This window comes from Deinococcus radiopugnans ATCC 19172, assembly GCF_006335125.1.
Lineage (GTDB): Bacteria > Deinococcota > Deinococci > Deinococcales > Deinococcaceae > Deinococcus > Deinococcus radiopugnans.
In genome coordinates this window covers 90,353-105,036 of sequence record NZ_VDMO01000001.1, presented here as the reverse complement: position 1 = coordinate 105,036, position 14,684 = coordinate 90,353, and the positions used below count along the sequence as shown (strand labels likewise).

13 protein-coding genes are annotated in these 14,684 nt (G+C 68.7%); 2 read left to right on the top strand and 11 right to left on the bottom strand.

The genetic code is table 11. The annotated features are described in order from the left end of the window. Positions 1 to 115 precede the first annotated feature (115 nt). Positions 116 to 499 carry a CBS domain-containing protein gene (locus FHR04_RS00430; RefSeq protein WP_139399832.1) on the top strand — a complete coding sequence of 128 codons (384 nt, stop codon included), beginning with the start codon at positions 116 to 118 and terminating at the stop codon, positions 497 to 499. Positions 500 to 560: 61 nt separating this feature from the next. Here FHR04_RS00430 and FHR04_RS00425 read toward each other — a convergent pair whose 3' ends face one another. Further along, entirely contained in the window at positions 561 to 1,397 is an 837-nt protein-coding gene (locus tag FHR04_RS00425; RefSeq protein WP_139399830.1) for a DUF1206 domain-containing protein, read from the bottom strand. Positions 1,398 to 1,649: 252 nt separating this feature from the next. Here FHR04_RS00425 and FHR04_RS00420 point away from each other — a divergent pair, with 252 nt between their 5' ends. Then, entirely contained in the window at positions 1,650 to 3,212 is a 1,563-nt protein-coding gene (locus tag FHR04_RS00420) for an asparagine synthase-related protein (RefSeq protein WP_139399828.1), read from the top strand. A 71-nt stretch (positions 3,213 to 3,283) separates the two neighbouring features. On the opposite strand, the gene FHR04_RS00415 is transcribed toward FHR04_RS00420, so the two are convergent. From FHR04_RS00415 to FHR04_RS00375, 10 genes are all read right to left on the bottom strand, one after another. Further along, a complete protein-coding gene (locus FHR04_RS00415; protein ID WP_139399826.1) occupies positions 3,284 to 3,721 on the bottom strand; it encodes a cupin domain-containing protein in 438 nt (145 codons plus the stop codon). A 101-nt stretch (positions 3,722 to 3,822) separates the two neighbouring features. Next, positions 3,823 to 6,375: an excinuclease ABC subunit UvrA gene (locus FHR04_RS00410; protein ID WP_139399824.1), complete on the bottom strand. Its 2,553-nt coding sequence runs from the start codon at positions 6,373 to 6,375 to the stop codon at positions 3,823 to 3,825. 123 nt (positions 6,376 to 6,498) lie between these two features. Further along, positions 6,499 to 6,819 carry a hypothetical protein gene (locus FHR04_RS20830; RefSeq protein WP_170213796.1) on the bottom strand — a complete coding sequence of 107 codons (321 nt, stop codon included), beginning with the start codon at positions 6,817 to 6,819 and terminating at the stop codon, positions 6,499 to 6,501. A gap of 418 nt (positions 6,820 to 7,237) precedes the next feature. After that, on the bottom strand, positions 7,238 to 7,828 hold the full coding sequence (locus tag FHR04_RS00400; protein WP_139399822.1) for a hypothetical protein: 591 nt from the start codon (positions 7,826 to 7,828) through the stop codon (positions 7,238 to 7,240). Positions 7,829 to 7,928: 100 nt separating this feature from the next. Further along, positions 7,929 to 8,432 carry a GNAT family N-acetyltransferase gene (locus tag FHR04_RS21145; protein ID WP_211344157.1) on the bottom strand — a complete coding sequence of 168 codons (504 nt, stop codon included), beginning with the start codon at positions 8,430 to 8,432 and terminating at the stop codon, positions 7,929 to 7,931. Between the two features lie 157 nt (positions 8,433 to 8,589). Further along, positions 8,590 to 9,942, bottom strand: a complete 1,353-nt coding sequence (locus FHR04_RS21140; RefSeq protein WP_211344156.1) for a hypothetical protein — start codon at positions 9,940 to 9,942, stop codon at positions 8,590 to 8,592. Between the two features lie 350 nt (positions 9,943 to 10,292). Next, on the bottom strand, positions 10,293 to 10,622 hold the full coding sequence (gene trxA / locus FHR04_RS00390; protein ID WP_139399818.1) for a thioredoxin: 330 nt from the start codon (positions 10,620 to 10,622) through the stop codon (positions 10,293 to 10,295). Between the two features lie 238 nt (positions 10,623 to 10,860). After that, positions 10,861 to 11,727 carry a cupredoxin domain-containing protein gene (locus FHR04_RS00385; protein WP_139399816.1) on the bottom strand — a complete coding sequence of 289 codons (867 nt, stop codon included), beginning with the start codon at positions 11,725 to 11,727 and terminating at the stop codon, positions 10,861 to 10,863. A 128-nt stretch (positions 11,728 to 11,855) separates the two neighbouring features. Beyond that, complete coding sequence (locus FHR04_RS00380) at positions 11,856 to 13,193, bottom strand: multicopper oxidase family protein (RefSeq protein WP_139399814.1); 1,338 nt, start codon at positions 13,191 to 13,193, stop codon at positions 11,856 to 11,858. 912 nt (positions 13,194 to 14,105) lie between these two features. After that, positions 14,106 to 14,672, bottom strand: a complete 567-nt coding sequence (locus FHR04_RS00375) for a cupin domain-containing protein (RefSeq protein WP_170213795.1) — start codon at positions 14,670 to 14,672, stop codon at positions 14,106 to 14,108. Between the last annotated feature and the right edge of the window lie 12 nt (positions 14,673 to 14,684).

Here is a 14,684-nt window from a genome sequence, read left to right as displayed (position 1 = left end):
CAGGGGCGCCTGACCGTCCCCAACGGATCGCGCGGCAGGATGGCCGTGCCACGCTCGGTCCCTGCCCTGACCCCTTGCGGTTCGGTGCGGCCCGCCCCTGGCTCCGGAGGTTCCCATGAAGATCCGCGATCAGATGACCCGCGATGTGGTCACGGTGACCCCTCAGACGCCGCTGGGCGAGGCGCGGAGTTTGCTTGAAGAGGGCCACCTGCGCTGCCTGCCGGTGGTGACGGCGGGCCGCCTGACTGGTCTGGTGCTTCAGTCCGATCCCCGCGTGAGCGCCGCGCCGCCCCACACGCCGGTGCAGGACGTCATGGCCCCGGCCACCGCGACAGTCGGGCCGCAGTCGCGCATCGAGCGCGCCGCCCGCCTGATGCTGCAGCACGACATCCGTGGCCTGCCGGTGGTCGATCAGGACGGCATGCTGCTGGGCGTGTTGACGGCCAGCGACCTGCTGCGCGCCATGGTCCACTCCCCCCCCGTGAGCATCTGGTACTGAGCCTCGACGCTGCGGCGCGGGCTGTCGGTCCACGATTTCGCCTTTTCCTGGGCGGCGGGCCTCAGTCAGCCACCTTGATGCGGCGGTACAGCGCCTGGGTGAGGCACCACACGCCGTAGCACAGCGTTCCCAGCGCCACCGCGCCCAGCAGGAACTGTCCGGCGGGCTGTTCACGCAGCCAGGCCAGGGCCTCGGCCGTGCCGATGACGACGCTGGCCTGACTGCGCCACGCGGCCACCAGCAGAAAAACGCCCACGAGGCCCAGCAGCAGGCCGCGCGCCGCGATCCCCAGCTGCCCGATGCGTTTGAGGGTGCCTTTGTACTGCGCCCCCACATCGGTCAAGGCCATGCGCTTCATGAATCTGGCCTCGTAAGCGTTGTAGAGCTGGTGGGCCGCGACGGCCAGCAGCGCCACGCCAGCCAGGCCCAGCAGCAGCTGGCCGCCGGGCAGTTGCAGCACCTGCTGGGCCGCCTGGGCCTCGCTGTTCGGGTCGCGGGGGGCGCTGCCCTGGGCCGCGACGCGGGCGCTGAACACGGCCAGGACCAGATACGCGCCGCCGCTGATCAGATAGCCCGCACGCTTGACCAGCCCCCTGGCCCCGGTGCCCTGGTGTTCAGGGTCCAGCATCGCCCGCACCAGTTGCCACAGCGCGTAGCCCACCAGCCCCACCATCAAGATCCACAGCACCACGCTGCCGCCGGGAAGGTCTTGCAGGCGCAGCAGCGCTCCCCTGGTGTCGGTGGTGCTGCCCCCGGCCCCCAGCGCCAGACCCAGCGCCAGCGCGCCCACCGTGCCGTAGACCACGCCCTTGCTGGCATAGCCGAAGCGGGCCAGCGTTTCCAGGCCCGGCGCCACCTGAAGGCTGGCCCGCTCGACCTTTTCTCTGGCATCTGACATCGCTGCACTATGCCCCGCGGCCGTTCATGCCGGATGCGCCGGACCTTCCCGCGTCTTAAGGATCCGCGCGGCCCTGAACCGTCCGGATTCAAGTTACCCTGTCGGCAGTGAACACAACCGAGGCCCATGCCCCAAGTTGACAGCGCTCTGGAAGGCTGGACCGTGCGGGTGAGCCGGCGGAAGGGGCCTCCAGCGGACGCTCAGGCCCTGCCGCGCCTCCTGGATCAACCCTTCGCCGTGGGCCAGACCTAGGTGGAGTTCGGCGCCCTGGGGACCCGGTTCCTGGTGCTGCCCGAGCGGGGCCTGGCCGTGGTGCTGCGGGGAGAGCTGTACAGCCACGACCTGCAGGCTGTCCTCGCCCTGTACACGCGGCATGGTGCCACCTTTGCCCAGCACCTGGAAGGCTCGTTCGCTCTGGCCCTGGTGGACGTGCCGGCCGGTCACCTGTGGGCGGTGACGGACCGCATGGCGTCCCTGAAGGTGTACGCCGCGCAGGAGGAAGACACCCTGCTGGTCTCCACCCAGCTGAACCGTCCGGAGTTCACCCAGCGTCCCTTAAGCCCGGCTGGAGTGGCCTGCGCCGTGGCCAGCGGGGTCATGCTTGGTGACCTGACCCTTTATCAGGGAGTGAGTTCGCTGGACCGCGCCTGCGTGCATGCCCTGGCGCCGGACGGGGCGACGGCCCGGCCCTACTGGGCCTTCCGCTTCGGGCCGCCGTCACGCCGCCCGGTGGCCGAGCTGCGCGCCGAACTGGCCGGGCTGCTGCGCGCGGCGGTGGACCGGCGCCTGAGGCGGGCCGGGCCGCGCGTGTTTCTGTCGCTCAGTGGCGGCTACGACTCGCGCGGGCTGCTGACGTTGCTGAGCAGTTCGGGGCGCGAGATTCACACTTTTTCCTACAGCGACGGTCCGCCGCGCCCCGGCAGCGACGCGGACGTCGCCCGGCAGCTGGCCCGGCAGTACGGCGCGCCGCACGTGACCCTGCAGGCCTACCGGGGGGACGTGGGGGCTGCCCTGCGGCGCAATGCGGCCTGGGGCCAGGGCGTCGCCAATTTCTGCGACGAGGCCGACGCCTGGGCCGAACTGGCCGGGCACGCGCCCAGCGCTATCTTTGCCGGCGAACAGCTGTTCGGCTGGTACGACCGGCCCGCGCGGTCGATGACCGAACTGCTGCTGCACGCCCGTCTGCCGGACGCCCAGGCGCTGGCCGGATTGCAAGGGGTGCTGCCGGCTGCCGGCCACGCCAGGTTGCAGGGCGCGTACGGCCACGAGCTGCAGGCGCTGATCGGGCGGCTGCCGTCCGGGCTGGACCCCACGCAGCTCGAAACCCTGGCCTACCTCGAACAGCTGGGACCGCGCCGGCTGATGCCGTGGCGCGAGCAGTTCGCCGGCCGGGTGGCCCCGGTTCATCTTCCGCTGCTGGACGGCGCCCTGCTGGAATTCATGCAGACCCTGCCCAGACGCCTGATCCGCGAGAAGACCCTGTTCAAGCAGGCGCTGCTGGAACTGGACCCTGGGCTGATGAGGGTGCCGCTGGCGCGCGTCTCGGGCTACGCCCCCGACTGGACCGCCGAATTGCTGCGCGGCCGTGACACCCTGGCGCGGCAGCTGGGCGCTGCGGCCCCAGCCGCCTGGACGGGTTCGTGCCCCCCGAGGCGATCCTGGCCCTGCTGGACAGCCTCTCGCCGCTGCGCCGGCATCCACTGCGCAGTGCCCTCGGCACCCTGCGGCGCAGCCCATTGGTGGGGGCCGCGCGGGGGCTCAGGCCGCCGGCGGCCCGTCCGGTGGACCGGACGACGCTGCTGCTGCGTCTGCTGACGCTGCGCCAGCTGGTGTAGGTCACGGCGGGTTCCCTTCCTGAATGGGGCCGGCCGCCGCGCGGCCTGCCTTCAGTCCTGCCGGGACGAGGCTCCGCCGGCGCCCTGCCGCTCGCTTTCAAGACCCACCGGATTGGTGTGGGTGACGGGTTCGGCGATGGTGATCAGGACGGCGCTGTCCTCCAGCGCGGTCACCTCGTGTGGAACGCGGACGGGCAGGGTCGCCAGCTCATGCGGGCCGAGTTCCAGGCGGGTGTCCTGGGCCGTGAAGGCGACCCGCCCGTCGAGCACCAGCACGCTGATCGGGCCGGGGGCGGTGTGGTTCGGCATGCCCTTTCCGGCCTTGAGGACCACCAGCAGCAGGGTAAAACCGGCGTCACGAACCAGCGTGAGGGAATCGCGCCCGTGTTCCGCCAGAGGTGTGTCGCCGCGCAGCCGGGCCAGCTGACCCTGCAGGTCATAGCGGTTGAGGGCGATGGGCTGGGGTCGATCCGGGCGTCCTTCAGGCATGTTGACCTCCCTTTCCCCTCATCCTACCCAATCGCTGACGCCCCGGCCGCCTGCACCGTCTCCAGGCAGGTGAGGACGCGTGCTCAGCAGCGTCGTCGCGGTCAGGGGGCGGACGCGCGCCGTTCGGGGGTGCCCAGCGCCTGGGCCAGGTACGGGGCGGTGCGGCTGCCCGCAGCCTGCGCCACGTCCTGGGGGCGGCCCTGCGCCACGATCTGGCCGCCCTCGTCTCCCGCACCGGGGCCGACGTCGATCACCCAGTCGCTGCCCACCACCAGCTGCATGTCGTGCTCCACCGCGATCACGGTGTGTCCCGCGTCCACCAGCCGGTCCAGCTGCCGGGCCAGCCGGTCCACGTCGGCCGGGTGCAGGCCAGTGGTGGGTTCGTCCAGCAGGTACAGCGTCTTGCCGCGCCCGGCGCGCTGCAGTTCGGTGGCCAGCTTGATGCGCTGGGCCTCGCCGCCCGAGAGTTCGGTGGCGGGCTGCCCCAGCCTCAGGTAGCCCAGCCCCACCTCGCGCAGGGTGTCCAGGCTGCGGAACACCGCCGCGTCGTCCTGGAAGAAGGCCCAGGCGGTGTCCACGGTCATGCCCAGCACCTCGGCGACGTTGCGGCCGCGGTACTGGACGTCGAGCGTCTCGGCGTTGTAGCGCGCTCCATGACACACCGGACACGGCGCGTACACGCTGGGCAGGAACAGCAGCTCTACCATCACCCAGCCCTCGCCCTGACAGTGTTCGCAGCGTCCGCCCTTGACGTTGAAGGAAAAGCGCCCCGGCCCGTAGCCGCGCTGCCGGGCCAGCGGGGTGGCGGCAAACAGCTTGCGGACGTGATCGAACAGCCCGGTGTAGGTGGCCATGTTGCTTCTAGGGGTGCGGCCAATCGGCTTCTGGTTGACCTGCACCAGCCGCGACAGCGCGGCCACGTCGCCCCCCAGCTGCGTGGTGAGGGCCGCCGGGGCGTCGCCGGGTTCCCCGTCATCGGGGGCGTCGGCGGCCGGGTCCACCGGGGGCTGCCCGAAGTGGCGGGCCAGCGTCTCGGCCAGCACCCCACTGACCAGGGTGGACTTGCCCGAGCCGGAGACGCCGGTCACGCACGTCAGCACGCCCAGCGGAAACCGGACGCTCAGGTCTTCGAGGTTGTGGCGCGTGACTCCGCCCAATTCCAGCCAGCCGGAGGGCGTGCGCGGCGGGTGAGTGTGGACCGGGACGGTTCGGAACAGATATTCGGCGGTCCTGGACGTCGTCACCTGCCGCAGCCCTGCCGGCGGCCCGCTGTACAGGATCTCGCCGCCCTGTTCCCCGGCGCCGGGACCGACGTCGACCAGCCAGTCGGCGCGGCGCACCACGTCCAGGTCGTGTTCCACCACGAACAGCGAGTTGCCTGCCGCCTTCAGGCCCCCCAGCGCCGTGAGCAGCGCCTCGGTGTCGGCGGGATGCAGGCCGGCCGACGGTTCGTCCAGCACGTACACCACGCCGAACAGGTTGGAATACAGCTGGGTGGCCAGCCGCAGCCGCTGCAACTCGCCGGGCGACAGCGTGGGCGTCGAGCGTTCGAGCTGCAAGTAGCCCAGGCCCAGGTCCAGCAGCACCTTCAGCCGGGCGCACAGGTCCCCGCTCAGGCGCCGCTGCGCCAGGGCCTGCTCCGGCTGCTGCTGGACGAGCCGGGCGTGCCCGCTCTCCTGACCGCTGGCGTAGGGGCGCAGCAGGGCGGCCACCTGTTTCAGGGGCAGCCGGGAGAGTTCGGTGATGTCGAGGCCGGCGAACGTGACGGCCAGCGCCTCGGGGCGCAGCCGCTTGCCGCGGCACACCGGGCATTCGGTGGAGATCATGTACCCCTGCACGCGCCGTTTCATGGACGCGCTTTCGGTGGTGGCGAACGTGTGCAGCACGTGCCGCCGCGCGCTGCTGAAGGTGCCCATGTAGCCGGGCTCGGCGCCGCGTTTCACGGCCCGCCGGGTTTCCTCGGGCGTCAGTCCTGGATACACCGGCACCACCGGCTGCTCGTCGGTGAACAGAATCCACTGGCGCGTGTCCTGCGGCAGCTCACGCCACGGCCGGTCCACGTCGGTGCCCAGCGACACCAGGATGTCGCGCTGGTTCTGTCCACCCCAGGCCTGCGGCCAGGCCGCGACGGCCCGCTGCCGGATGGTCAGCGACGGGTCCGGCACCATCGAGGCCTCGGTGACCTCGTAGACCCGCCCCAGGCCGTGGCAGTTGGGGCAGGCCCCTTCCGGGGTGTTGGGCGAGAAGCCCTCGGCGTAGACGATGCCCTGGCCCGGGGGGTAGGTGCCGGCGCGCGAGTACAGCATCCGGATCAGGTTGGACAGGGTGGTCACGCTGCCCACCGAGGAGCGGGCTGTGGGGGCGCCGCGCTGCTGCTGCAGGGCGACGGCGGGAGGCAGGCCCTCGATGGCGTCGACCTCGGGCGCCCCCACCTGATGAAACAGGCGGCGGGCGTACGGCGAGACCGATTCCAGGTATCTCCGCTGCGCCTCGGCGTACAGCGTTCCGAAGGCCAGCGAGGATTTGCCTGAGCCCGAAACTCCGGTAAACACCACCAGGGCGTCGCGGGGCAACTGCACCGAGAGGTCTTTGAGGTTGTGTTCCCGTGCGCCGCGCACCTGCACGAAACCGGAGAACTGGGGGGAAGCGGACATGGTCAAGCAGTATGGGCGGCCAGCGCCGCACGAGGCTGAGAGTCCCAATGTTGACTGAACGTTCTTCCGGATTCCGCTCAGAATGGAGCTTGGCTGAGGCGCTGAGCCGACATGCAACCGGCGTTACCAGATAAAGCCGCATATCCCACAACTTGATGCGCCCGTTTTTTTTAGCTCATCCTGTGTACCGGACAACTCCATATTGAGAATGTGCTGGACGGCAAATCCCTGAACGTGTGACTGGTTGCGAACCGGCACGACAAATGGCGGTGTCTTGGGTCTGTGACCACGCCAAAACCCGCCGACCTCCAGCGGAGCGAACTGACCCGCCACTTCAAAGCCTGCGTCCTTTTCCTGCGCCACGACACGCTGCAGCGTGTCGTGGACATCGTCTTCGCGATGGTCACGGCCAGGAGCGTGAATCAGAGTGACCTGTGTGCTCATCTCCCCGGCACGAGTTCCATCGAAGCGAAGAAACGCCGGGTGGAACGAGGTTGCCGGGATCCTCAGCTCATAGAGCCCGTCTTCCTGGCGTTTCTCCTGGCCTTACTGCCTCCAGGGAAGTTGCTGCTCAGCCTGGACCGCACCACCTGGGAACGTGGGGAATCCCCCCTGAATCTCCTGGTCCTTGGCGTCGTCCTCCACGGGTACACCGTGCCACTCGTCTGGACCGCGCTGGACCATGACGGCAACAGCGGCACCGTGTGGCGCATTCAACTGGTCTCCAGGTTGCTGAAGGCCCTTTCAGCAGCTTGGGCAGGTGCAGAAGCGTGGGAATTAAGGAGGAGGTATACTCTCATTTGTCTGGTAACGCCGGTTGGTCATAAAAGCCTGTGTGTCTCAAGGGTCATAAAAAGGACTGTTAACCCTGGGCGGCCTGTCGACTGCTCTGAAGGGTTCGCAAGGCCAGGGGCGTCACGCCAAGCCATAAGATCAGCGCGCAGCCCAGCCCCAGCAGCGGCGTCCGCACCGCCGCAGGCAGCAGCAGGGACGCTCCACCGAGCAGACAGAAGGCACCCGCCACCCACGCGAAGATGCCGTTGCGAAACGCGAAGATGAGCCCGATGAAGTGAAGGCCCACGATGATCACGGCGGCGGCCATGATGGCCTGCTCCCAGCCGTTGGCCGTCAGGAGGCGGGCGGTGAGGGGAAAGGCCACGATCATGGCGCCCAGGGACACCCGGTAGGCCGTGGTCGTGAAGGGGTTGGGGCCGGGCGAATCCGGGCCGACGGGCGCGTGGGGCACCCGTCGGCCGAGCGTCCGCACCAGCCACGCCAGCGCTGCGGTGACCAGCAGCACCACGCCCAACGCCAGGACGCTCCACCCTCCTGGCAGCGCCAGGCTGCCATTGATGCCCCAGATCAGCGCGAAGACCGCACTGATCAGTATGGAGGAGGCTGCGCCGCGCAGCTGCGACTTGCTGAGACTGGACACCGGGGCGGAGGAGGACATCACGTGTCAGCGTACAGGCCCAGTGCGGGCGAAACCCACCAGGAACGTGAACCAGTGGCGCTCCGGAAGATCAAACGGCCGCCCCTCTGCCTGCTCCGGTCTACTCTGTAGATTGAGCCAGGGCGGGCCAGGACTGGCCGCCGGTTGCATCGGTCAGGTCCACCACCATATCCACGCGGTCCAGACCCGGTCCGTAGCCGTTGGGCGTGCGCCGCACCTCCTGGAACCCCAGCCGGGCGTAGAACGGGGCGGTGAATTGACTGGTGTCCAGCACCGCCCGCGTCACCCCCAGCGCCTGCAGACGCGCCAGCCGCACCCGGGCCAGCGCGTCGCCCAGCCCCTGCCGCTGCCAGGCCGGATGCACCATGCCCCAGGCCAAGCCCGCCGACCGCTCCGCATCCTCGCTGACCCACAGGCCGCCGCAAGCCACCACGCCCGGTGGCCCCTCCATCACCAGGTAGTCGGCCCGGCCTGGCGCTTCGTCCAGCCAGGCCTCAAACGCTGGCCGCTCACCCGGCACGAACGACTGCGGCGTGTTCGCGTCGAAGATATCCAGGCAGGCGGCCCGGTCAGACGGCTGGTACGCACGGATCACGGGGGTCACCCCCCCACCATGCCATGAACCACTGACCGGCAGGCCAGATGGGTGGCACAGCCGTTCAACCGGCCTGGAACCCCGGTGGCCAGGGGGACCGAGGTTCCAGAGGACGGGGACGGTCCGGGCTGGGGTGTTCCGGAGCGGCAAAGTTGCGGCCCTGACCTCACGGCCGGGCCACCTGTTCGATGGCGTGATAGACGGCGTCCCTGACCCGCCCTGACACCACGGACCCTGGACTGGTGTACACGTCCACGAAGGCGTGGCCGAGGAACGTCCCGCCCGGCTGCCCCGCCGCCACCGTGCGGTCATTGGCTTCCAGCACCGGGAACACCAGTCGCAGGGCCCCCAGCACGAGGTCCGCCTGGGTCGAGACGTACGGTCCACCGGCAGGAGACTGCCCGTTAGGGACGGCGACGCCAACAACCGCAAACCGGGCGGTGGACACACCCCGGCGCGCGAGTTCGCGGTGCACGACGTCGGCATACAGGTTGCCCTGGCTGTGGGCGACGAGCACCACCCGCAGCCCCCGGCGCAGGTAGACCTCCACGCCGTCCGTGAGCTGCCGGGCATTGTCGTCCATATACGTGGTGGTGCCCAGGCGCTCCCGCATCTGCACCGTCGCGCGCACCAGCTGCTTCAGGTAGACCTCCGCGTACTGGCGCACGGCACCCGTGATCTCGTCGGGCGTGGGCATCAGGGCACCGGCCCCGGAGAGAAGCCTGCCCGGCTGCGTCAGGGCCGTCGCCCAGCCCGCCAGCGTGGTTGGAGGCTCCGCTGCGGCCTTGAGCCTGGCCTGAAGCAGGCTGGCAGCCACGCCCGAGAGCGCGCCCGGCTCCCCGAACGTCCCGGCGAAGGCTGCCGCCGTATCCTGCTCGCCGAATTTCTGGCGGAAGACCTCGACAAAGTCGCGCATTCCCTCGGTGGGGTTGTAGTTCAGCGCGTATAGCAGGCGCTGGTTGGCCGCCGTCTCGCCGAGGAGCCGCCGCAGGGCCAGCACGCTTTTCAGGGCCGTCTCCTCCGAGGTCAGGATTCCATTTTGGAAGATGACCACCGTGCAGTTGCCGGCAGGGCACTCGCCTTCACCGTCCGGCTGGAGCGGAACAAACTGGGGCCCCGCCGCATCGAGCGCTGCGGCGTAGGCGTTGAGCCGCGCGCCCGTGTTGACCGTGCGGGCCCGCAACTCTCTGGCCCACTCGGCCCAGCCCCTGACCTCGTTGTCCTGTCCCTCGCTACCCAATGCCCCACTGCCCAGTGCGCCGCTGTGGAGAAGGGCCAGCAGTGGGGCTTCTGCGCCCGCCGTTGGCGGTACGCCCGTCACCAGGCTCTGGATGGCCCGCGCATACTCCTGCGCCGCCGCCCGCGTGGCTGAGGACGCGGGGGTCTGCTCGGCAATGTACGTGTCGATGTCGTCGCGGATGCCGTTGTGATCGGCGTCTGTGCCGGCAATGCCTGAACCGTGGGCCAGGCTGCACAGGAACAGGGACGTGGAGAGAAGCCAGAAGAGAGAGCGTCGCACGGGGGCAAGGTAGAAGGAGGCATGTGACTGGGGCGTGACACCGCCGGGCGCATCCATCCACCGCCGTGACCTGTTCTCAAGTTGCCCCAATTCCCCTCAGCGCACGCACGGTGACAACCTAAGCGTGTTGGCAGATGGAGGCAAAACCAGGCCAGGTCACACTGCTGCGGCCCAGGATCCCCAGGGCGCTTGTCAGGCCGCCTTAGGGCTGCGTGACGGGCTGGAACGGAGAGCCCAACCTGACGTCCCGCCCGAGTTTTTCGAACCGTTCAGGCAACGGGCCCAGGCGCTCCTCGGCGGCGTCCAGAAACAGGGAGACAGCGAGTCAATTCCAACGCGGTAACGGCCGTTCAGTCGGCGTCCTGGGCCAGTTCCGAGTCGAGCATGGCCTTCAGATTCCGTTTCGGTTGAGCGCCGACAGTGGTGCGGACCGGCTCGCCGTCCTTGAACAGAATCAGCGTGGGCAGGCTCATGGCCCGGTAGCGCAGGGCCGTGGCGGCGCTCTCGTCGACGTTCAGCTTGGCCACCGAGATCCGGCCCTGGTATTCGCGGGCGAGTTCCTCAAGGACCGGGCCGATCAGGCGGCAGGGCGCACACCAGGGTGCCCAGAAATCCACCAGGGTGTAGCCCTCGGCCACGCCAGCGGCGAAGGTTATGTCGTTCAGCCTGTGCATGTTCATGGCGTCTCCGGTGTTGAGAGGGGGGGGCAGGGCACGGTCCGGTGCAGACGTTGCGCGCCGAAGGGCGCTCAGGCGGGGGCCAGCCTCCTCTGCCCAGGGAGGCGGACGCGGAGGACCAGCGTGTTGTGGGTGATCCACAGGGCGTTCCGTCTGCATACCGCTCATGCGCCTCTTCCCGCCAGTGTCCAGAACCAGGTGGACAGGCCACCCTCTCCGGGCCTGTCCACCCCTTCGCCTGTCAGCGCTGGGCCGTTTTGGCCGCAACGGTGAAGGGGCGCAGCATGCCCAGAACGGCGTGCGGCGCTCCCTGATGGCCGGGGCTGGGCACCATGCAGACCATCACGTACTCGCCGGGTGCGAGATCCAGATGCAGATAGGACACCCGCCCTTTTGCCATCGCCTGTGCCCCGCCCAGCGGAATCAGCGGCATGGCGCCTTCGGGATTTTTCAGGTAAGCATTCACGTCCTCCATCGTCTTGCCAGGTGCGAGCCGGAATACGGTCATCTCGTGACCCTCGGGGCCGTCGTTGGCGATCTCCCAGACCTGCGGACCTTCGGTGACGGTCACGCCCCTGGGCAGCTCGAAGCCGTAATCCACCAGCTTGACCTGGAAGTCGGCCTGGGGTGGCTGGGCCTGAACCGCTCCGGCGGGGGCCACCTGCAAGGTCTTGACCATGCCCAGCGCCAGGTGGGGCACGCCGTTGGCATCAGGAATCAGGCACAGTTCCAGGTACGTGCCGGGTTCGCTCAGGTTCACGGTCACCTGCTGCGACTGGCCGGGCAGCAGCATCCCCACGCCGCCCACCATCTCCACGCTGGCGAGGGTGGCGCCCTCGTTGGCCTGAAGACCCGCCAGAAAGCTGGCCTGGGTCATGCCGTCCGGCAGGCGGACCAGTTGCAGATGATGGGGTTCCTGGCCGGTGTTACGGAACTCAAGCGTGGTCCAGCCGGCAGGCACGCTGGCCGGGCCGCTGTACTGGTAGTCCTGTCCCTGGATCTGAACGGCGGGCAGGCTGTGCGCCCCGTGCTGGGCCAGTGCGGGGGTGGTCAGGGCAGCGCTCAGGATGAGAGGGAGCAGAAAACGGGCGGAGGCAGGGTTTTTCATGGTGGGTTCTCCTGTGTCAGATCGGCGCATGGGCCGAACCTGGCCGACAGTAGAAGCCGGGGTGTGACTGAAGCGTGACCAGCCACGGAGCGTCGGGTCAGCGAGCCGCAAACGGCAGCTCTGCCGCACTACTGCACCTGTACGGTCCCGGTCATGAAGGGATGCGGCAGGCAACGGTAGACGAAGTTGCCCGTCTCGGGAAAGGTGACGCTCGCCCGGCCCCCCGGCGGCAGCGTCACCCGCTGTTCCTGACCGCCCACACTCACGGCCAGTTCGTGCCCCACGCTGTCGTGATTCTCCCAGGTGACCCTACCGCCCACCCGCACCCGCACCGCTTCCGGGGCATACTCGAAGTTCGAGATCCTGACCACAGCGGCGGTCTCAGCTGGGCCGGGCGTGGATGCAGGCGTGGGCAGAGTCATCGTCGTCGCGCCGTGATCATGCCCGGCAGGTGGGGCCAGCGTGCCATCCGCCCGCAGCGCCGGGCTGCCCGCCACGTCGAAGTGCATCCCACCCGGATACTCGCCCTGGTTGGTGTTGGCATTGCTGTTGTGATCATGCCACACGAAGGTGCCGTCACGGCCTTTCACCAGCACGTCGTAGCGCTCTCCCGGCAGGATCGGCAATGTGTCGGCCACATACGGCGCGGGCAGGTCATGGCCGTCCTTGGCCATCACCAGAAAGCTGGTGCCGTGCAGGTGCAGGCTGTGCGGCTGCGCCCCCAGGTTCACGAACCGCACCAGCTGCGTCTGACCCGCTGGAATGTCGAGTTCAGGAATCAGCGGAAAGGCCTTGCCGTTCACCAGAAACTCGTCGTAGTGCGGCGTGTAGGGCCGCTGCTCGGGGTCATGGTGGCTGTCCCACTCGTCCAGGATCAGGGTGTGTTCGGCGGTCCAGACAGGCTTGACGTCCGGGTCTTCGACGATCAGCGCCCCGTACATGCCCATGTCCAGATGCACGTTGGTCTGAACGTGACAGTGGTAGGCAAACGTGCCCGCCTCGGTGGCGACGAATTCGTAGGTGAAGGACTGACCCGGCAACACGGCGTGGCTCAGGTGCGGCACGCCGTCCATCTCCTGAGCGAGGCTGGTGATGCCGTGCAGGTGCAGCGTATGCGGCTGGTCATGGGTGTTGTGCAGGGTGATCCGCACCAACTCCCCCACCTTGACCCGCAGTTCGGGGCCAGGCACGCTGGCAGGCTGACTCGGAAAACCAAAGGCCCACTGCTGTACCCGCACGCCGGGCGCGATCTCGGTCTCGATGCGGTGAACGTTCAGCGTGAAGGCGTGGACGCCGCGCGTGGCCTGGGACAGCGACACCGTGCCCTCAGGGCGGGCGAGAAACTGCCGGATCAGTTGCCCTGACGGGCGGGCGGCAGGTGAGGACGGCAGCCCGTGGGCCAGGGCCGCGCCAACGGTCAGCACACTGAGCAGGAGCGTTCGGAAGGCTGGGCGTGCATTGAACATGAAGGTCTCCTTGGCGGGCGGGTGTGAGGCGCGGTCCCGCAGGTGTCGGCAGCCTAGGAAAAGGGGGGTGATTGGGATGTGACTGCGTGAAAGGTGACTGCCGCCGCACCTGCCAGACCTGGCGGGGCGGCAAGAACAGTCACCTCTCAACCCCCGCCTCTCTGTGACGGTCACCGCGACACGCCACAGCGTGCAAAGAGGCTGTTCCCATGCGGCGGAATCTCGATTCTTCCCGTCCTTCGACGTTCTCAGCGCCGCAGTGAGGGGTGATGTGGCCTTGCCCCTTCTGTGTCCTCTACGAGATGGCCTGACAAGAAGCCGGCAAGGCCCGCCGCCCGCCGTCCGTCAAAGCAGACGGTGTCGATCCAGAGCGGCCGACACGCGCTGAGACAGGTGTCTTCTGGGTCGCCTCGCTCCAGTCCCGGCAACTGCAGGTCCAGTGGTCACGGCGACGCGCTCGTCCACCCGCAACCAGGCCAGGAGACTGGCGGCACGCCGGTCCACTCCAACGCCGTCAAAAGTTCTGTGGCCAGGACGGGAAGGGGCAGCAGCTCCAGATCAGGGAGAGCTTCGAGGGCGCAGCGGAGAAGAGTGTTGGGTTCCAGCCGGGGAAGAGTCCGCAACGACGCCCGGAAGGCAGCGTCGCGGCCCAGTGACCGTGCGTGACCGCACAGGACGTCGTAGGGTCCCGGCACGGCAGAATCGGCCTTGCGGGAGACGCTGAGCAGTAAGCCATTCTGGGTCATGACGGCACGGTAACCAGGAGACCATGATCACAGCATGATCTGCGTTCGATCAAAACCTGGCGGCGGATGTGCCCCGCAAGGGGGCCGGCCTGTCCAGGGCTTCGCTTGAGGCACGGCATCACTGCGCCCATCCAGAGGGGGGCGCCGCTGGATGATCTCAGACCACTCAGCGGTCGTACCTGGCCAGCAGTCGGCGCTGTGTGCCGGTGACCCGCGCCAGCCACCCCAGGGCGGTCATCACCGGGTTCAACGTCGCCAGCGGCCCGATCAGCCGGGTGTCGGTCAGGCTGGAGAACAGGCCCAGGTGAAGCGGATGGCGGGGCCGTCCCTGCATGTCGGTGCGGTCGTCGTTGGCGAGGCCGTACAGCACGATCAGCCCCCGCTCGAAGCCCCGGTGGCCGGGCTGGATTTCCACCTCGAAGACCACCGGTTCGTCCGTGGGGTTGTAGAAGCGGTGAACCGAGCCAATTGGGGCGGTGACTGTCTCACCTGATTGGAGCCGCAGTTCACGCCCATCCAGATGCAGGCCCAGCGTGCCTTGCCGCGCGGTAAACGTTTCGGCGTAGGCCGAGTGGCGGTGAGGCGGATTGCCGCCGCCGGGCGCGAGTTCCACACGAACCAGGGTGCTGAGCTGTCCGTCGGTGCGGCGCAGGAACGTCACGCTGTCACGCTGAATCTTGTTGTGGATGGTCAGGGGCTGGCCGCGCAGAGACGCGGGAGTGGTTGGGTTCATGTGGAATCCCCT